The sequence below is a fragment of the Prochlorococcus marinus str. AS9601 genome, from assembly GCF_000015645.1.
GTDB lineage: Bacteria > Cyanobacteriota > Cyanobacteriia > PCC-6307 > Cyanobiaceae > Prochlorococcus_A > Prochlorococcus_A marinus_O.
Window position 1 is genome coordinate 871,802 of record NC_008816.1, and the last position, 17,668, is coordinate 889,469.

General features: G+C 29.0%; 25 protein-coding genes. 16 read left to right on the forward strand and 9 right to left on the reverse strand.

Annotation, left to right across the window (positions count from 1 at the left end; translation table 11 throughout):
- Nucleotides 1–22 precede the first annotated feature (22 nt).
- Nucleotides 23–175 (forward strand): hypothetical protein, encoded by a 153-nt coding sequence (locus A9601_RS18630; RefSeq protein ID WP_011818440.1) that lies wholly within the window; start codon nucleotides 23–25, stop codon nucleotides 173–175.
- A 23-nt stretch (nucleotides 176–198) separates the two neighbouring features.
- Here A9601_RS18630 and A9601_RS13925 read toward each other — a convergent pair whose 3' ends face one another.
- The 3 genes from A9601_RS13925 to A9601_RS13930 form a co-directional block, all read right to left on the reverse strand.
- Nucleotides 199–588: a hypothetical protein gene (locus tag A9601_RS13925; RefSeq protein WP_011818441.1), complete on the reverse strand. Its 390-nt coding sequence runs from the start codon at nucleotides 586–588 to the stop codon at nucleotides 199–201.
- Nucleotides 585–737: a hypothetical protein gene (locus A9601_RS18635; protein WP_011818442.1), complete on the reverse strand. Its 153-nt coding sequence runs from the start codon at nucleotides 735–737 to the stop codon at nucleotides 585–587. Before A9601_RS18635 ends, A9601_RS13925 begins: the two co-directional genes overlap by 4 nt.
- A 268-nt stretch (nucleotides 738–1,005) precedes the next feature.
- Nucleotides 1,006–1,371 carry a hypothetical protein gene (locus tag A9601_RS13930; RefSeq protein WP_011818443.1) on the reverse strand — a complete coding sequence of 122 codons (366 nt, stop codon included), beginning with the start codon at nucleotides 1,369–1,371 and terminating at the stop codon, nucleotides 1,006–1,008.
- Between the two features lie 76 nt (nucleotides 1,372–1,447).
- On the opposite strand from A9601_RS13930, the gene A9601_RS18640 reads away from it, so the two are divergent.
- The gene (locus A9601_RS18640; RefSeq protein WP_011818444.1) at nucleotides 1,448–1,600 is read left to right on the forward strand and encodes a hypothetical protein; all 153 of its coding nucleotides are present in this window, start codon (nucleotides 1,448–1,450) and stop codon (nucleotides 1,598–1,600) included.
- Nucleotides 1,601–2,219: 619 nt separating this feature from the next.
- On the opposite strand, the gene A9601_RS18645 is transcribed toward A9601_RS18640, so the two are convergent.
- Nucleotides 2,220–2,396, reverse strand: coding sequence for a hypothetical protein (locus A9601_RS18645; RefSeq protein ID WP_011818446.1), 177 nt, complete (start codon nucleotides 2,394–2,396; stop codon nucleotides 2,220–2,222).
- Nucleotides 2,397–2,581: 185 nt separating this feature from the next.
- Between A9601_RS18645 and A9601_RS18650 the strand changes: the two genes are divergently transcribed.
- The gene (locus tag A9601_RS18650; RefSeq protein WP_011818447.1) at nucleotides 2,582–2,752 is read left to right on the forward strand and encodes a hypothetical protein; all 171 of its coding nucleotides are present in this window, start codon (nucleotides 2,582–2,584) and stop codon (nucleotides 2,750–2,752) included.
- Between the two features lie 69 nt (nucleotides 2,753–2,821).
- A complete protein-coding gene (locus tag A9601_RS13940; RefSeq protein ID WP_011818448.1) occupies nucleotides 2,822–3,043 on the forward strand; it encodes a hypothetical protein in 222 nt (73 codons plus the stop codon).
- A 4-nt stretch (nucleotides 3,044–3,047) separates the two neighbouring features.
- On the opposite strand, the gene A9601_RS18655 is transcribed toward A9601_RS13940, so the two are convergent.
- On the reverse strand, nucleotides 3,048–3,206 hold the full coding sequence (locus tag A9601_RS18655) for a hypothetical protein (protein ID WP_011818449.1): 159 nt from the start codon (nucleotides 3,204–3,206) through the stop codon (nucleotides 3,048–3,050).
- A gap of 305 nt (nucleotides 3,207–3,511) precedes the next feature.
- On the opposite strand from A9601_RS18655, the gene A9601_RS13945 reads away from it, so the two are divergent.
- Nucleotides 3,512–4,096: a peroxiredoxin gene (locus A9601_RS13945; RefSeq protein ID WP_011818450.1), complete on the forward strand. Its 585-nt coding sequence runs from the start codon at nucleotides 3,512–3,514 to the stop codon at nucleotides 4,094–4,096.
- Nucleotides 4,097–4,896: 800 nt separating this feature from the next.
- Here the strand turns inward: A9601_RS13945 and ftsH are convergent.
- Nucleotides 4,897–6,651 carry an ATP-dependent zinc metalloprotease FtsH gene (ftsH, locus tag A9601_RS13955; protein ID WP_011818452.1) on the reverse strand — a complete coding sequence of 585 codons (1,755 nt, stop codon included), beginning with the start codon at nucleotides 6,649–6,651 and terminating at the stop codon, nucleotides 4,897–4,899.
- Nucleotides 6,652–6,782: 131 nt separating this feature from the next.
- On the opposite strand from ftsH, the gene rpmF reads away from it, so the two are divergent.
- Nucleotides 6,783–6,953, forward strand: coding sequence for a 50S ribosomal protein L32 (rpmF, locus tag A9601_RS13960; RefSeq protein WP_002805281.1), 171 nt, complete (start codon nucleotides 6,783–6,785; stop codon nucleotides 6,951–6,953).
- Nucleotides 6,954–6,956: 3 nt separating this feature from the next.
- Here the strand turns inward: rpmF and A9601_RS13965 are convergent, their stop codons facing one another.
- Genes A9601_RS13965 through psb30 form a run of 3 tightly spaced genes read right to left on the reverse strand, consistent with a single transcriptional unit; the run spans nucleotide 6,957 to nucleotide 8,124 of the window.
- The gene (locus A9601_RS13965; protein ID WP_011818453.1) at nucleotides 6,957–7,283 is read right to left on the reverse strand and encodes a DUF565 domain-containing protein; all 327 of its coding nucleotides are present in this window, start codon (nucleotides 7,281–7,283) and stop codon (nucleotides 6,957–6,959) included.
- Nucleotides 7,270–8,031, reverse strand: a complete 762-nt coding sequence (locus A9601_RS13970; protein ID WP_011818454.1) for an HAD-IA family hydrolase — start codon at nucleotides 8,029–8,031, stop codon at nucleotides 7,270–7,272. Before A9601_RS13970 ends, A9601_RS13965 begins: the two co-directional genes overlap by 14 nt.
- A gap of 15 nt (nucleotides 8,032–8,046) precedes the next feature.
- Nucleotides 8,047–8,124 (reverse strand): photosystem II reaction center protein Ycf12/Psb30, encoded by a 78-nt coding sequence (psb30, locus tag A9601_RS18995; RefSeq protein WP_144010216.1) that lies wholly within the window; start codon nucleotides 8,122–8,124, stop codon nucleotides 8,047–8,049.
- Between the two features lie 82 nt (nucleotides 8,125–8,206).
- Here psb30 and A9601_RS13975 point away from each other — a divergent pair, with 82 nt between their 5' ends.
- The 10 genes from A9601_RS13975 (at nucleotide 8,207) to fmt (ending at nucleotide 17,665) form a co-directional block, all read left to right on the forward strand.
- Nucleotides 8,207–8,554 (forward strand): YkgJ family cysteine cluster protein, encoded by a 348-nt coding sequence (locus A9601_RS13975; RefSeq protein WP_011818455.1) that lies wholly within the window; start codon nucleotides 8,207–8,209, stop codon nucleotides 8,552–8,554.
- Complete coding sequence (locus A9601_RS13980) at nucleotides 8,551–8,877, forward strand: TMEM165/GDT1 family protein (protein WP_011818456.1); 327 nt, start codon at nucleotides 8,551–8,553, stop codon at nucleotides 8,875–8,877. Before A9601_RS13975 ends, A9601_RS13980 begins: the two co-directional genes overlap by 4 nt.
- Nucleotides 8,878–9,189 (forward strand): TMEM165/GDT1 family protein, encoded by a 312-nt coding sequence (locus A9601_RS13985; protein ID WP_011818457.1) that lies wholly within the window; start codon nucleotides 8,878–8,880, stop codon nucleotides 9,187–9,189.
- A gap of 72 nt (nucleotides 9,190–9,261) precedes the next feature.
- On the forward strand, nucleotides 9,262–11,484 hold the full coding sequence (locus A9601_RS13990) for an RNB domain-containing ribonuclease (protein WP_011818458.1): 2,223 nt from the start codon (nucleotides 9,262–9,264) through the stop codon (nucleotides 11,482–11,484).
- 247 nt (nucleotides 11,485–11,731) lie between these two features.
- Nucleotides 11,732–11,995: a hypothetical protein gene (locus A9601_RS18890; protein ID WP_225866239.1), complete on the forward strand. Its 264-nt coding sequence runs from the start codon at nucleotides 11,732–11,734 to the stop codon at nucleotides 11,993–11,995.
- A gap of 59 nt (nucleotides 11,996–12,054) precedes the next feature.
- Nucleotides 12,055–12,618, forward strand: a complete 564-nt coding sequence (locus A9601_RS14000; RefSeq protein WP_011818460.1) for a DUF2996 domain-containing protein — start codon at nucleotides 12,055–12,057, stop codon at nucleotides 12,616–12,618.
- Between the two features lie 79 nt (nucleotides 12,619–12,697).
- Nucleotides 12,698–13,870: a magnesium-protoporphyrin IX monomethyl ester (oxidative) cyclase gene (gene acsF / locus A9601_RS14005; protein ID WP_011818461.1), complete on the forward strand. Its 1,173-nt coding sequence runs from the start codon at nucleotides 12,698–12,700 to the stop codon at nucleotides 13,868–13,870.
- A gap of 31 nt (nucleotides 13,871–13,901) precedes the next feature.
- Nucleotides 13,902–15,326 carry a TldD/PmbA family protein gene (locus A9601_RS14010; RefSeq protein WP_011818462.1) on the forward strand — a complete coding sequence of 475 codons (1,425 nt, stop codon included), beginning with the start codon at nucleotides 13,902–13,904 and terminating at the stop codon, nucleotides 15,324–15,326.
- Between the two features lie 3 nt (nucleotides 15,327–15,329).
- The gene (locus A9601_RS14015; protein WP_011818463.1) at nucleotides 15,330–16,682 is read left to right on the forward strand and encodes a TldD/PmbA family protein; all 1,353 of its coding nucleotides are present in this window, start codon (nucleotides 15,330–15,332) and stop codon (nucleotides 16,680–16,682) included.
- Nucleotides 16,679–17,665 carry a methionyl-tRNA formyltransferase gene (fmt, locus tag A9601_RS14020; RefSeq protein ID WP_011818464.1) on the forward strand — a complete coding sequence of 329 codons (987 nt, stop codon included), beginning with the start codon at nucleotides 16,679–16,681 and terminating at the stop codon, nucleotides 17,663–17,665. Before A9601_RS14015 ends, fmt begins: the two co-directional genes overlap by 4 nt.
- Nucleotides 17,666–17,668 lie beyond the last annotated feature (3 nt).

Consider the following 17,668-nt stretch of genomic DNA (forward strand, 5'->3'; position numbering starts at 1 on the left):
TTTATTACTTAATAAAGACCCAATGAAATATCTCATCACAAGCAAAAGATCAATAGCTTTATTTGGTATTGGAATAGTTGCTATAAGTATTGGATTAATATCAAAAAAAGTATTTAACTATCCAACTGGTGGAGGATGTATGAAAGGTACTCAAGAACTAACCTTTAATATCTAGCCATTAATCATCTTACATTTTCCTTAATTCTTAAATCCAGTCAACTTTGATAACTCTTTTAGAGAAAGTACACCTAAAATTAGGTTTCCATTTATTTCCCATGTGGGAAACCCTTTAATTTTTTTATCAATACATAACTGAGTTTGACTGTTTATGCCATCTCTTGCACATTCAACCACATTAAGTTCTCTATAAGCTTGCTTACCAAATAATTCACTTTGATTAAGGCAATTAGGACACCAATATGCTGAATATTTAACTACACCACTATCTTTAAGGTATTTTGCTAACTCGATTGATTCCCTAGTGCTTTCTGAGGTGACTATAAGTTCTCTCTGATTATTTAAGTGGGAGCTATTTACGACACTTGGTAAAGGAAGTAAAACTAATAGTGGGATTAATAGATGTTTCATTTATTTACTACTTTTCCTCCATATTTTCTTACTACCTTATCAAGCAAAATTCGTATATCTTTATTTTTAAGTTTCTCTATTTGCTGAAGATTTTCAAGAAGATCACATATTTGATCCTGTGTATCTTCATTTAATTCACTTACAGCCATTAATATATAGAGTTTTTATAATCCAATTCTAAATCAAAAGTAAATTTACATACTTGTTGTAATTATATTTTTTTATTGCTATTTTTTTAAAGCGGGCTAAGGTTCATATCTCCACGAGGATTTAGTCCGCTGAATTTTTAAAGATTCAATTTGTTTTATATCCTTCTTTAAGAAATCGATTAGAAATCTTAAAAAATATTTATCTCTGCATAATTTCTAAATTCCACTGAAAAGCATTCTTATATAAACATTAATAGTGTGACACTATTTATTTAATAATGTTGTTATTTCGCTTCATAATTTTCTTAAAATACTTAAACTCAATAAATTCATGCATCATTTTGATATCATCAGATAATACTTTTTTATCAACTGCATATTCGTCCACATTAAGTGAAGAACTATTATTTTCAGAAAATGATTCGTGATCAAAAGAAAAGTTTATTAAATCATTATTATTATTCTGATTTTGACCATAAGATTTATTTAACACACCTCTAGACCTTAACGCTTCCTCAACCAATAATCCTGTGACTTTTGACTGACTAAACTCATTAGCTGTGCACAATTTTTCAATAATTTCATGCACTTCTTCACTTGGCAAAAAACCAATTCTTTTCCTCGGAGAGGGCATAATAAAAAAAAATTAGTGTGACACTTGCACATTATAAGTGTTGCACTATATTTGATTTAAGTCAACTAATTTTGCTATGCATATTTTATTATTTCCTGTCGGATTTATTCTTTGGTATCTAGCTTATGAAGCAAAACCTATCATTAATGATGAAGTAACACTTAATTGGGAAGAAAAAAATACAATTAAAAGAAATAAACTTTTAAATATAATCAACGAAAGCTTTTAAAATTTACTGTTAATCGATTTTGACCATTCCTTGTGCTTATTATCTAGATCTGAGATTAACTGTTTTTGATAAGTAAATTTGAGTTGATTTTCGTTAAGTGATTTTTTTGTGATAATCATCTCTTTAGAGAAAAAATAAGGAGTGTTAGAACTACTAATTTTTTTTTTGACTTCCATATAATCAATTTATCTATTTTTTTTATATGACTTAAAAGGTTATAGTCTCAATATTTTTATAATCTTTTTATATTTCCTTCATATATGTTTTTAGCACGTTTGTAAAAAATATTAGTTTATTAAATAATAAAGGCTATATTTAAACAAAATATATGTTTTATCATGAATCTAAAGGAGAGAGGGATTACTGTTGGAGATTTACTAATAATACTAATAATAATAATCACTTCTACAATATTAATAAAATCATTTAGCAAGGATAAGAAAACATCGCTTAATTATAGTAATCAAGAGCAAGTTTCTTATAAGGAAAATTACTATCAAAAATTTATTTGAATAGCTTATATAAATTATTTTTAAGACTCTTAATTAATTGAATTAACTTAAGCATCTCTCTTGTAAATTCCAAGAATTCATAATTATAAAAAATTAGTTTTTGTATTTTAAATATTTTGATTAAATGATTTAGAACTTTCCCATTTCAAGTTATCCTTTAAATCATTGATATCATTTGATATTGAAGCTAAATTAACCATTTGAAGAATTTGACTTTTATTTAGCCTATTAATAATAATAAGTTTATTAAGCATTTCTAAAACAGATTTATCATTAATATTCATTAATTGTATAAAAAGCTTTGATCCTTCAATTTAAATACTTTATCTAATAATTTTAAGAACTTAATTATATGTTTTATGCTAATTATAAAAAATATTTATAAAATCATCAAAAATAAAACTTTTACTTATAAGAAAATATCATAAGCTCACTTTCTTTTAAATTCGTTTATTGTAAAAAGAAAAAAATGAAAAAAAATTCTAAGAAAGAATACCTTAATAGAGATGAAGTTAATGAGATGATTGAATCAGCTTTAAGGAGACATAATAGAAGATCTACAATAATATCAAGCGTACTTGGCTGGATTCTAATTGGAGGTTATTCGTTTGGACTTTTTCAAGCAGTTCAAAATGTCTAATTAATCTTTTCTTTAAAGCAGAACTAGAACTTCCTAAATGATAAATTAATATAAGACTTATTATTTTTTATGAGGGAATATATAAAGACAAATCTTACAGTGATCAGAAAATATTTAAAAAAACGAAAAAAGTATACAACAAAATTAAATAATGCTTCGATAATAGAAGAATTCAAAGAATGGAGCAAAGATCCATTACCTGAGACGGAATCAATTTGGACTTTACCTGACTTAACGAGGGATGAAAGACTAAAAAATTTTTGTCGCTCAATTAAGAAGGAAATAAGATAAGTTTTTAACTACCTAGTTGTATATGATTTACCTTTAAGTAAAAATAACCCGCAAATCCAACTATATTCAAAATTACAACGAAAATCCAAGCTCCAATTGGCTGATTAGTATCAAATTTTTTTATTTTAATTTTTTCCTTTAGTCTTTCAATATATTTAGCCATAAATTAAAAATATTTAAAAGAATATTACTAATTATAGAGAGATAAATTTTAAGGAATCTTAAATAAAATAAAATTTCTTTTAATTAGAATTTTTATTGTCAAGCCTGTTAATGGGATATTTAATTAATTCCTTTTTGAGATTTTTTAAAAGTTTATTGTGATTCAAAATTGTAAATTTCCTAGTAAAGGAATAATGCCATTTCATTGAATTAAAAAAAAACTTGCTAATTCATTATCAATAAAATTATAATACTTACTACGGTCATTAAGACCATACATAATTTAAATTAAGGACAAATTTTTTCATGAGCTTAAGAGTTGGCCAAGAAGCACCAGACTTTAGTGCTACAGCAGTATATGATCAAGAGTTTAAGGAGGTTACACTTTCAGGTCTAAGAGGTAAATGGGTTGTTTTATTCTTCTACCCACTAGATTTTACATTTGTATGTCCAACTGAAATTACTGCATTTAGTGATAGATACCAAGATTTCTCAGCTCTTAATACTGAAATACTTGGAGTGTCAGTTGATAGCAAACACTGTCATTTGGCTTGGATACAAACCCCAAGAAATGAAGGCGGAATAGGTGATATTAACTACCCATTAGTTTCTGACTTAAAAAGAGAAATTTGCCAGGCTTACAATGTTCTTAATGATGATGGAGAGGCCGATAGAGGTTTATTTCTTATCAATCCCGAAGGAGTAGTTATGCATACGACTGTTAACAAGGCTCCTGTAGGTAGAAATGTCGATGAAACGCTAAGGATTCTTCAAGGCTATCAATACGTTGCGGCAAACCCCGATGAAGTATGTCCAGCAAACTGGACCCCTGGGGAGAAAACAATGTTAGAGGACCCAAAAGGTAGTAAGGAATATTTTTCTGCGCTATAAGAAAATTAAAAACATTTAAGTAAGTAATGAGTAGTAAATAATTATAAAAAAATAAAAAATAAATATATTCAAAAAGGGGATAACATCCCCTTTTTGAGGTTTGGGCACGATCCAATCGCTCAAATTAGTTTTATATGATAAAAAGGACCACGTATAAAAAGAAATTTCTATTCCGACTAGGATAAAAAGATTAATTAAATTTAGGTCATTTAAACCAAAATATCTATAAATATAAAACTGATCATCAACATTAATATTAATAATTTGAAGATGCCAAAGATAGAGAGAAATCAAAATAAAATTTACCAATATTATTTTTTTTAACAGAAACCTAGATTTCTTAAAAATTAATAGGATAGAAATTAAAAATATGAAAAAACATAAATGTGGAATATCCGGTTTTGGGACATTAATTCCTTCAAGAAATAAATTAACTATAAGATCTAAATTTATATATATATAATCAGCTATTAAGAAAGAGAGAAATATTAAATTTATTGCTACTAAGAATAATAATGTTTTTCCTTTAATTATTTTTTTACTATGGATTTTATCCTTAGTAAAACTATATTCTGTATAGTTTTTTAAAGAGTTTAAATACACCAAAGATGGACATATTGCTCCGCTCAAATAGTAAAGGATTAAATAAAAGGAAATATCATTAATATTGAGTGAATACAAATTAAACCATTGTTTTTGTACAAATGGAAGAATAAATAAAAATGAAAGTGTAACTAATAACTTCGTTGTATTGTTTTTAATTATCAAGAAAAATTTTTTTTTAATTTAAAGCAATTAAATCAAACTTTCAACAATTTAGAAGTTGTTGATTTAAAAACTTCTTTATCTATAGTTTCTTGATTTAAAAGTATGTCAACTAATTTATCTAGTAAGACTCTATTTTTTTTCAATATTTTTATTGAATTATTTAATGAAATTTTAGAAATATTTATGATTTCATTATCTATTCTAGAACTGGTATTTTCTGCTATCAGAGGCTTTCTTCTAAATAATCCATCTCCTAAATACATTTCATTATTATCAGAATCCATTGAAATTGGACCAATAATTGAAAATCCATATTTTGTAACCATTTCCCTTACGATATTTGTCGCATAAGAGATATCATTTACAGAACATTGTGTAATTTCACCTTCACCAAAAACAATCGTTTCTGCTGCTCTTCCAGCTAGAGCAATTTCAATTTTTGAAAATAACAATTTTTTTGAAATCAATCCGCTTGAAATTACATCTTCGTCAGGGCATATTTTTGTATATCCTCCTATAGATCCAGATCTAGGTAAAATCGTAATTTTATCAACTGATTCAATTCCATTTCTCACAGCAGATACAATTGCTCTACCGACTTCATTATAAGCAATAATTTTTTTCATATTAGGAGAAGTTATTAATGAGCTTCTCAGTCCAATAGTAATTTTATCAAGCGCATTTTCTATATGAAGATCACTGATTAATTTAGATTCGTCTCTTGCACAGTGAATAGCACTCTCGTTCATCAAGTTTGCAAGATCTGCTCCCGAAAATCCAACTGTTCTAGAAGCCCAGTATCCTAAGTCAACTTCGTTTGAAAGTGGTTTGGAAAGTGAGTGAACTGAAAGAATTTTTTTTCTTCCATCTAAATCTGGAAGCATTACTTCAATTTTCCTATCAAATCTACCTGGTCTTAATAATGCTGAATCCAAAATATCTGGTCTATTTGTTGCTGCTAAAACGATAATCCCAGAATTATCAGCAAAACCATCTAATTCAGTTAGAAGCTGATTAAGGGTTTGTTCTCTTTCATCGTTTCCTCCTCCGATCCCAGACCCTCTTTGCCTACCAATGGAATCAATTTCATCAATGAAAATTATACAAGGAGATTTTTCCTTAGCTTTAGAGAACAAATCTCGAACTCGGCTTGCTCCAACACCAACAAAAAGTTCTACAAACTCTGATGCCGATATTGAGAGAAAAGGCACTCCTGATTCACCAGCAATTGCTTTAGCTAATAATGTTTTACCAGTTCCTGGTGGGCCTATTAGAAGAACTCCCTTAGGAACTTTTGCTCCAAGATTTTCAAATTTCTTTGGTTCTTTCAAAAATGTTATTACCTCTTTTAATTCCTCAGCGGCTTCAGGGACACCAGCTACATCATCGAATCTCGTTTCTACATCATCAATAGTTAAAAATTTAGCTTGATTTTTGGTAAAACCAAAAGCTCTGGAAGCCAATTTTGATGTACTCCTCAAGATTAAGACTATAGCTAATATGAAAATCAGGAAAAGACTTATTGAAGCAAATGAATTAGCAGCTGAGGCTTCTTTTCTACTATTGTTAATAGTTAGATCTACCTTATTTTCGGTAGCCTTTTCAAGGATTAATTGATCGTTGTAAAGGATAGGTATTTTAAATTTGTCGCCATTTATATACAGAACATCAATTTCTCTCTGCCTTGGATAGAAAAATATTGATTCTATTTTCCCCGTCTCTATATCTTCTAAAAGATCGGAATAACTTGATTTAGAATCTGTATATGAGAATTTTGATCTAAACACTAATCTTTATAAGTGATTAATAAAGCATATATGCTTATTTAAAAAATTGACGTATATAAACAAAATATACTCAAAAGTTTTGGAGATAACCAGTTAAAGGTTATATTATTATATGGAAACAAAGAAACAGAATGGCTGTACCTAAGAAGAAAAAATCAAAGAGCAAAAGAAATCAAAGGCACGCTGTTTGGAAAGGAAAAGCAGCAATTGCAGCTCAAAAAGCTATATCTTTAGGTAAATCAGTTTTAACTGGTAAAGCTCAAGGATTTGTTTATCCTATTGAAGAAGAAGAAGAAGAGTAGCTTTTAAGATCCTAATTTAAATGCTTCAAGTATAACGGCATAAATTGCACCAATTCTTAATTTATCAACTACGTTCCATAGATAATAAAATTTTGAACTTGCGGAAGGTTTAATTCTTATAATGATTTCAATAAAAATAATAATTATTGGGACCATAATCAACTCATTTTTACCTTCAGATATAAATTTTGTAATAAAATTTGCGAACAAAAAATAACCTGTCAAAACAGAAATTAGACTAATAGATTTTGTTCTCCAAGTATCACTTAGAAAACCAAAAAATAAATTATTTAACTGGTAAGTAATTCTGGAAAAATTAGTTTTTTGCATTACTAAAAGAGACTAAATAATCACATAGAAAGTTATAGTCAACATATGATTTTTTTAGTTTAGGGCCTTTGATTACATTTGCCACATTATTCTGATCACCAAGACTGTCTAAAATACAATCTAATTTAATATTTTCTTCAAGAACAATTGGGATATTTGAGGGAACAAAAATTGTTGGCAAGTTAGCTGACAAGGAAGATTTCAATCCTGGATTGGAGTCTTCAAAAACAATTGAGTTGTTTTTGTTTATACCACTCAATTGGATTGCCTTTAAATATGGCAATGGATTTGGTTTCTTTAATTCAACGTCTTCACTTGAAATAATGAACTCAAAAGGGTTGAAGCCATTAAAAAGATAAGCAACAAGTAGATTGACTTGAATTCTTGAACTTGAAGTAACAATAAATTGTCTTACTTTTTTTTTATGTAATTCATTTATTAATCTAAAAACTCCAGTTTTTAAACTAACGCAATTTTTTTTTATAAGTTCTAAATAATGATACTGCTTTGTTTCATGAATTTTGAGAATTAAATCTTTTGAGAAATTATCATTATTAGATTTAGCGTAATAAGCAATCCTATTTCTACCCCCATTTATCTTCAGAAGTTTTATATATGTATTTGTATCCCAATTCCAATTAATACCAAGGTCATTAAAAGAATTATTAAAGGCCGGCAAATGGGCCTCTAATTCAGTATTTGCGATGGTACCATCTAAATCCCAATAAACACCCTCCAGATATGTCACCAAAAAGAATATCTTTTATTTACGGTAAAATACAAGAGCAATTATTGCTGGTCCTGCTAACGCAACTACAGCCAAAGGAATAAGTGTTGCCATAATTAATGAATATGTTTTGTGATACTATTTTTACAAATAAATGTCGAAACTGTACTAATACGTTACAAGATTGAATTAAATCATGAAATCATGGACATGTATAGAAAATTGTGGAGCTTGTTGTAAATTCGACTTGAACGAAAGAAGCGATTTGGCTAACAAACTCAACAAAGAAGATAAGGCCTTGATAAATTCTATGACGGCCAAAGACGGTTGGTGTAAAAACCTGGACAGAGAAAATAGAAAATGCTTAATTTATGAAACCAGACCACATTTTTGCCGGGTAAGTGAATTTTCTACTTCATTTAAAGGATATTTGAAATCTGGTGATAAATTTTTAATAGATTGCTGCAAACAACATATTTCATCAAATTATGGATACCAAAGTAAAGAGATGAAAACTTTTAGAATTGCTGTTTCAGGAAAATGAATAGTAAATTAGAAAAAAAAGAAAACAATTTAGAAAAAAGTTTTTTTTCAATATTTATAACGACTTTTACAACAATTTTTATTGCTGAACTTGGGGATAAAACTCAGATAGCCACATTAATGCTTTCTGCTGAATCGGGCAAGCCAATAGTTGTTTTTTTTGGGAGTTCTCTAGCATTAATAAGCTCCAGCATAGTAGGAGTTCTTATTGGTAAATGGGTATCAAAAAAAATATCTCCTAGCAAATTTGCTTTATCTACTGGTACTTTAATGATATTGATAAGTATATTTTTAGCTTATGAAACATTCAAAAATTATTTATAAATGGTTTTAAGTTTATTACTATCAACATTTTTTACCGTTTTCATAGCTGAATTAGGTGACAAAACTCAACTAGCTACTCTAACTATAAGTGGCACTTCAAATAAACCATTGGCAGTTTTTCTAGGATCGTCTTCAGCACTTGTTTTTGCAAGTTTACTAGGAGCTTTAACAGGTGGTTCTATTTCAAGTTTTTTACCCGAAGTAGTTCTTAAGTCAATAGCGTCCATTACATTTTTCATCATTGGTATAAGGCTTTTTATCAACTCTTTCACCATCGAAAAAGAAGAAAAAGAAGAGAAAGAAAATAATTAGTTTTAAGCTTGGATAATAAGGTGTAATAATAAAGTATAACCCTCTAAATTAATTTATAATTACACTAAGATCATGTTCACATCATCTTCAATAATTGATAATCTTAATCAGTCAGAAGGGTTAGAATATAAAAAATTATGCAGATTATTAAAAATAACAAAGAAATCTGATAAGGATAAATTAGATATTGCTTTAACAGCTCTAGAAAAACTTGAGATAATTAATAAAAATGAAAATGATGAATATACTTGCATAAAGGATAATGATCATCTTGTCGCCAAAATAAGATGTAGTAGCAAAGGCTATTGCTTTGCTGTAAGAGGAAAAGACAAGGAAGACATCTACATTAAAGAAAATCTACTTAACTATGCATGGAATGGAGATAAAGTTTTAGTAAGGATAATAAAAGAGGGATATAGAAGAAGATCACCTGAAGGAATAGTTGATTGTATTCTTGAAAGATCAAATCAAATACTTCTTTCTAAAGTAGAAATAATAAACAATGATGTATATGCAATCCCAATAGACGATAGGATCCTTTCTAAAATTAAACTTCCAAAAGAAAATAAAAAATACATTTTCAATCCAGACAATAAGAATATAGTAAAAGTTGAGATTGATAGATTCCCAATAGGTCAAGAAGAAGGTCTAGGTCATGTGATACAAGAACTAAAACTAAATAATAATGAAGACTATGATACGGACTTTGTTTTATCTAAAAGCAATATCGTCAAATCATACGATTTAAATCATATTGAATCAAAAAAAATAGAACAAAGGGAGAGAATAGACCTTTCAGATAAAAACTCTTATTTATTCAAAAGTTGGAATTCTAATAATTCTCCAATGCCTCCAATGATTCAAATAGAGCAGGGGAAAAATAAAAATACTAAATTATGGATACATACAAATAATCTTGCAGAAAGAGTAGATCTAAATAGTAAAAAATCTCTAGAAATATTATTCAAAGGCTTTGAATCATTACCCTTATTAAATGATTGGCAAAACTACCTTGGTGAAGCCATAAGAAATGATTCTGAATTTAAAATTGGTGAAAAAAATGAAGCAATAAGCCTCTGTATCAATTTAAATAGTGATAATGAAATAATTGATTGGACATTTCATCTTACTTTAGTAAGATGCACTCTTATTGTTGGAAGTGCTCATACTGACGCGCTTCTATCTAGAAAAAGCAAATCAAGAATAACATCTCGGGTATTAAAACCTATAAAGGAATATGTCGACGATTTAGATAAAATACTAGAAATTTCATGTTCATTTAGAGAAAAACATCTTTTGGAGGGTAAGGTGGAAATTCCTGCGCCACTGAATAAGATTGAAGCACTAGAAGAATTTTTTATTCACAATCCTGCTGAATATTCAAAAGGATATTTTGAATCATTAAATAAAGAAGATTGCCAAACTTACCTTTCACCAATACTTTATGAAGCTAATTTAATATGGTTCAAACATTCAAATCAATATGGATTAAAAAGTGCAGGATACATCTCAAATGGAATAGATTACGTTAATGCTAATGAAATTATCAAATATTCAGAATTTATTGATAATGATTTAGAGCTTAATGAAGATGGCAATTTGACATTTAGCCAAGTAATTAAATTATGTGACGACGAAAATAAAAAAAGAATCTTACATAAACTTCTAATTAATGAATTTAAGGACAATGAAATAAGGTTGATATCTAAAGATGCTGATAATGATGAATCAGAAAAATTATTTATTTCTCCATGGACAATTCCTGGATATGACTTTTCAAATCTTATAAATCAGTACTGTATTTTTAATATGATAATAAATGGTAAGAAATCAAAGAAAAATAATATAAATGAAATTAATATATCTGATAGTAATTCAATAGAATTAGTAAAATGGGATATATTTAATTCATCAATTTCAAAAAATCTAGAAATATTATTTAACAAGTTTGTGATAGATAAACTTAATGAATTTAAGTACAAAGTTAACCAATATAAATCTAATATGATAAATATAAAAAAAGTAAGAAAAGCAGAAAAATTACTAGGTAATATTTATAGTGGGTTTATTTTATCAGTGCAAACATATGGTTTCTTTGTTGAGATATCAGAACTAAATGTAGAGGGTTTAGTACACGTAAGCACACTTAATAATGATTGGTATGAATACAGGTCAAGACAAAATCTATTGATTGGAAGAAAATCCAAAAAATCATATAAAGTTGGTGATGCAATAGAAGTAAAAATTATAAAAGTCGATATTCTTAAATATCAAATTGATTTAGAATTAACATAAATAAATATTCACAAAATATATTATGGAAATATTAACCAAAAAAATTTTAAGATAACTTTTTATAATAATGTTTAAGAAAAAATATTTACTTTTAACACTTATTTTAATAATTATTTTTCAAATTTTATTATATACAAATAATAATCAGAAGACTTCATTTAGATACTTTAAATGGACCCTCCAAGAAGTAAGTATAGGTAAGTTAATCAGTATTTCGTTTTTTTCTGGTTTATTTGTAAGCACTTTATTGAATACAACAATTACTAGTACAAGTTTCAGAAAAAAAACTTTCGAAAATATGGAAGATGATTTTGTATCTAACAATAATGAAGAAGAAATGGAACAAAACGTTGAGATGCCCCCACAAAGAGATATTAGAGAAACTCAACCAACAATTTCTGTTAATTACAGAGTAGTCAAAAATATGAATGATAATAATTTAAAAAAAGATCAAAGTAATTCAAATCAAGATAGTAAAGATGACTGGGATAATGCTGATAATGATTGGTAGAAAAATAAATTAATTAAAAAATGTTTTTTTAATTTATAATAAAATAAATAGTTTTTTTTATGGAAGAAAATTTAGACAAAAATAATGAAGTAAATAAAGAAATACCTGACAAAACTACTAAATCAAACTCTGAGGAAATAAAAGAGCCTAAATCAGAAAAAGCTATCATTTTGGATAAAAATGGTGATTCTGCTACTAAAATTGCTATTAAAAATGAAATTAATACTCCAGAAAAACCTATAACAAAACCCAAAAAAGAACTCCCAGTAGAGAAAAAGCCTTTCCAAGAATTTATTAACCTACACCTAATTCCTTCACTTACTGAGGAAATTAATCAAAGAGGATTAGAAATAAACAATATTAACCTCACTAACACAAATAGACCTATTGCTGGTGATAAATGTTGGGTAATAAATTGTGAAATTAAAGATACATGTAACTTTTGGTTATCCTTTGAGAAGGATGACATTAGTTCATTAAAAAGTATTTCTTTATCAAAACCTAATCAAAAACCAAGTATTATTGAATCTTTTCTTATTGACGAAAAAAGGATTACCCTAAAATTAATTATTTCAAGAGTACTTCAAAGATTGAATGGGCAAAAGTTAATAGGAGTTAATTAGAAAAACAATAACACCAAGTTAACTTTTCCCTCGAAAATACAAATCATAGTAAATAATAGTATTAATAAACCTGATAAAAATGGCTCAATCAACTGTTGAATCAAAAAATAGAAAAGATATTAACAATGGAAAGATACCAGCAAAAGAAACAATTTTGTCCCCAAGATTCTATACCACAGACTTTGAGGCTATGGAAAATATGGATTTATCAATAAACGAGGAGGAATTGGAAGCTATATGTGAGGAATTTAGGAAAGATTACAATAGACATCATTTTGTAAGAAATAGTGAATTTGAAGGCGCTGCAGAAAAATTAGATCCTGAGACAAGAGAGCTCTTTGTTGATTTTCTCGAGGGAAGTTGTACTTCAGAGTTTTCAGGGTTTTTACTTTATAAGGAACTTAGTAAGAGAATTAAAGTCAAAAACCCTCTACTTGCTGAATGTTTTGCTCATATGGCCAGAGATGAAGCAAGACATGCAGGTTTTTTAAATAAATCAATGAGTGACTTTGGACTACAGTTAGATTTAGGTTTTTTAACAGCCAATAAAGATTACACTTATTTCCCACCAAGAAGTATTTTTTACGCTACTTATTTATCCGAAAAAATAGGTTATTGGAGATACATAGCAATTTATAGGCATCTCGAAAAGAACCCTGATAGCAAAATTTTTCCACTATTTAATTACTTTGAAAATTGGTGTCAAGATGAAAATAGACATGGGGATTTCTTTGATGCATTAATGAAAGCACAGCCACGTACTGTTAAATCTTTAAGCAAAAAAATTACCATTGGCGGCTCTACTTTTACACACCCATTATTTGACTACTTCCATAGGTTTAGATATTTTCTGAATAATCTTCCATTAACATCCAAGTTATGGTCTAGATTCTTTCTATTAGCTGTATTTGCAACTATGTATGCAAGGGATTTGGGAATTAAAAAAGATTTCTACAGTTCATTAGGTTTAGATGCCAGAGATTACGACCAGTTTGTTATCAATAAAACAAATGAAACTGCAGCTAGAGTTTTCCCTGTTGTAATGGACGTTTACGATAATTCTTTTTATGGAAGATTAGATAAAATAGTAGAGAATAATAAGGTTCTTTCCGATATTGCAAACAGTGATGGAAATAAAGTATCTAAAACTTTTAAAAAATTACCCAAATATTTATCAAACGGTTACCAGTTATTAAGACTATACTTATTAAAACCTCTTGATAGCAAAGATTTCCAACCTTCGATTAGATAATCTTTTATACAGAGAAGATTAATAGACTCTTATGCTTTCGTCACAAATCAAATCAAATGAAATCGTTTTTGGTAGTTGCAATAAAGATTTATTAGAAGAAATTATTTTCTACGGGATGGAGCTTGGGGCCGATTTTGTAGAAATATTTGTAGAGAATACTGATAATTCTAGTGTGCTAGCTGAAGAGGATTTCATTACAAGTGTAAGTCCATCATTTGGAAAGGGTGCCGGTATTAGAATCTTCAAAGACAAAAAGGACGGATTTGTATGTACAAATGACTTAACAAAGCATGGCTTGATGAGATCGGTATCTCAGGCTATTGAGATGTTAGACATAACAGACAACAAAAAAAGAGGAGTATTTAACGGTTTAGATAAATTCAGGGACTATAGTTTATCCAAAAAAAAATGGATAAATGAAGTTCCATCGATTCATGAGATAAGTGAAAAACTATTAGTCAGTACAAAGTCTCTTAAAAAAAATAATAAAATAATAACTAGAAAAGGAAGTTACTCAAGAAATCTGCAAGAAGTTATCATAGCCTCTAGCGATGGGACCTATGTTTCAGATATTAGGTTGCATCAAACAGTTGGGCTCAACGTGATTGCTAGTGATGCCCAATATAGATCTAGTGGAAGTAGAAGATTTGGATCTTCAGGAATGCCTCTTGAATTCAGATTATGGGATCACGAAAAAGCAGCTAATGATGTATTCGAAAGCTCAATGAACATGTTGTATGCAGACTATGTTGATGCGGGACAAATGCCTGTTGTATTAGCTAATAAATTTGGTGGTGTTATATTCCACGAAGCCTGCGGTCATTTACTTGAAACTACTCAAATAGAGAGAGGAACAACACCATTTGAGAATAAATTGAATGAAAAAATTGCACATGAATCTGTAACAGCAATAGATGAAGGGATTTCAGAAGGATCCTTTGGTTCATTATCAGTAGATGATGAAGGTATGGAACCCGAAAAATCAGTTCTTATAAAAGATGGGATTTTAAAAAAATTCATATCGGACAGGGCAGGTGAATTAAGAACTGGCCATAAAAGAACAGGAAGTGGAAGAAGACAAAACTATTCTTTTGCTGCTGCTTCACGAATGAGAAATACTTATATAGCTAAAGGTGAGCACTCTAAAGAGGATTTAATCAATAGTATTAGTGATGGTCTTTACTGCAAATCAATGGGTGGTGGTAGTGTAGGTGCTACCGGACAATTTAATTTTGCAGTTGAAGAAGGATATCTTATTAAAAATGGAAAATTAACTAATCCAGTAAAGGGAGCAACTTTGATTGGTGAGGCCAAAGAAGTTATGCCAAAAATATCAATGTGTGGAAATGACCTCGAATTAGCTCCCGGATTCTGTGGATCCATTAGTGGAAGTGTCAATGTAACTGTTGGCCAACCTCATATTAAGGTTGATTCAATCACTGTTGGCGGAAGATAGGATATGAATTCAAAAGAAATAACAACTCAAATCTCTGAAGCTGCAGATTCTCTAAATCTTAGAAAATGGGATTATGGAGCAAGCTTTTCTAATGATTATTCTGTGCAAGTAGATAATGGTGAGGCTAAACAACTTAAGGCATCACAAAAGCAAATTTTAACTATAAGAGTTTGGAACGAATCTAATTTAGTTGGTATTACAACAACTAGTGATATCAGTGAATCTGGTATTAAAAAAGCTCTAAATCAAGCAAATATTGCATCTGATTTTGGCAACAAGAATGAAAGAACAGAATTTTCACCACTAGCAAAGGATCCAATTGAAGTTAAGGACTCAAAAAAAAGAAACCCTGTTGGAATAAAAAAATTACTTACTCTTTTAAGAGAAGCGGAAGTAAAACTATTAGAAAGCCATGAATCCATAAAATCTGTTCCGTATAATGGTCTATCTGAGAGTTTTTATGAGAGAGTTTATGCAAATAGTGATGGTGCCTTTCGGAGTTATACTAAAAGTCAAGCTGCGCTTTATTTATACGCAAGAGCAGAAGAGAAAAATAAAAAACCTCGTAGCTCAGGTTCTGTAAAACTTGGATATGGAGTTGACGATATAGATATAGAATCGTGTATTAAAGACGCTTCTAATAAAACAATTTCTCATTTAAATTATAAATCTATTAAAACTGATAAATACTTAATATGTTTTTCCCCAGAGTCTTTTTTAACTATCATTAATGCCTTTAGTTCAATGTTTAATGCTAGAAGCATTTTAGATGGAGTTAGCTTATCTAATAAAAATTCTATTGGAGAGAAACTATCTACAGAAGCACTTAACATTTATGATGATGGTCTTCACGAAAAGAATATTTCTTCATCACCATTTGATGGAGAGGGAACTCCTACCAAAAGACTATGTTTAATTAACAAAGGGCGACTTGAAAATTTTATACATTCTGAATCAACTGCAAGAATATTCAAAACAATCCCCACAGGCCACGCTGGACTAGGATCAAAAGTCTCAGTATCTCCTGATTGGATAGTAGTTGAGAAATCAGAGGAAAACTCAGATCTAAAAACATCCTTAGATCACTCTACTTATGAGGGAGAATTTGTTTATATTGAAGAATTAAATGCAATCCATGCAGGTGTCAGAGCAAGTCAAGGTTCATTCTCTCTTCCATTTGATGGTTGGCTCTATAAAAACGGTAAAAAAATCTCAATAGAATCTGCAACTGTAGCTGGGGATATCAAATATCTTTTGAAGAATATATTAAATATTGAATCAAACCAGAAAGTAACAACAAGTGGAATTTCTCCACATATATGGGTAGATGAATTATCAATAACTGGTGACGCGTGAGAATTATATTCTGGGGAACACCTGAATATTCAATTGCTAGCCTTGATATTTTTATTAAATCTAAGCACGAAGTAATTGGAGTAGTTAGCCAACCCGATAAGAAAAGATCTAGGGGAAATAAATTAATATCCTCTCCTGTTAAAAGCTTTGCCGAGCAAGAATCTATAAAAATTTATACTCCAGTAAAAATCAGGGACAATATACATTTTATAAATGAACTTAAATCACTATCTTGTGATTTATTTATTGTTATTGCTTACGGGAAAATATTACCAAAAGAGATATTAGAAATCCCAAAATTTGGATGCTGGAACGCACATGCTTCATTACTTCCAAGATGGCGAGGTGCAGCCCCAATCCAATGGTCGCTAATAAAGGGTGATAAATTTACTGGTGTAGGAATTATGAAAATGAATGAGGGACTAGATACTGGCGACTTATTATTGGAAGAAAAAATTAAAATTGGTAATGAAGATAATTTAAATACACTATCGGAAAAACTTAGTATTTTGTCTGCAAAATTATTTTTAAAAGCCGCATCACTACTCGAAGAAAATTTTTATAAAAATACTAAATCTCAATTAACAAAACAAAATTCCCTTGGAAGAGAAATTACTTACGCAAGAATGATTGAAAAATCAGACTTTAGAGTTGATTGGGGTAATCAGGCAATTGCTATTTCTCAAAAAATAAAAGGATTATACCCACGAGCAAATACAATTTTTAGAGGTAAGAACCTAAAAATACTTAAAATCAAAGTTTTGAGTAGCGATGAAATTAAAAATGAAAAATACCTTTTCATGAGCGATTATTCAAGACCAGGTATTATTCTTGCTGTAATAGAAGATGAAGGAATAATAATTTCAACTAAAACTGATCCGATTATATTGTTAGAAGCGAAACTTGAAGGCAAAAACATTTCTAGCAAAAAGCAATTGATACAACAGTTAAAGCCATCAGTAGGTGAATATCTCTCAGATTAAGTT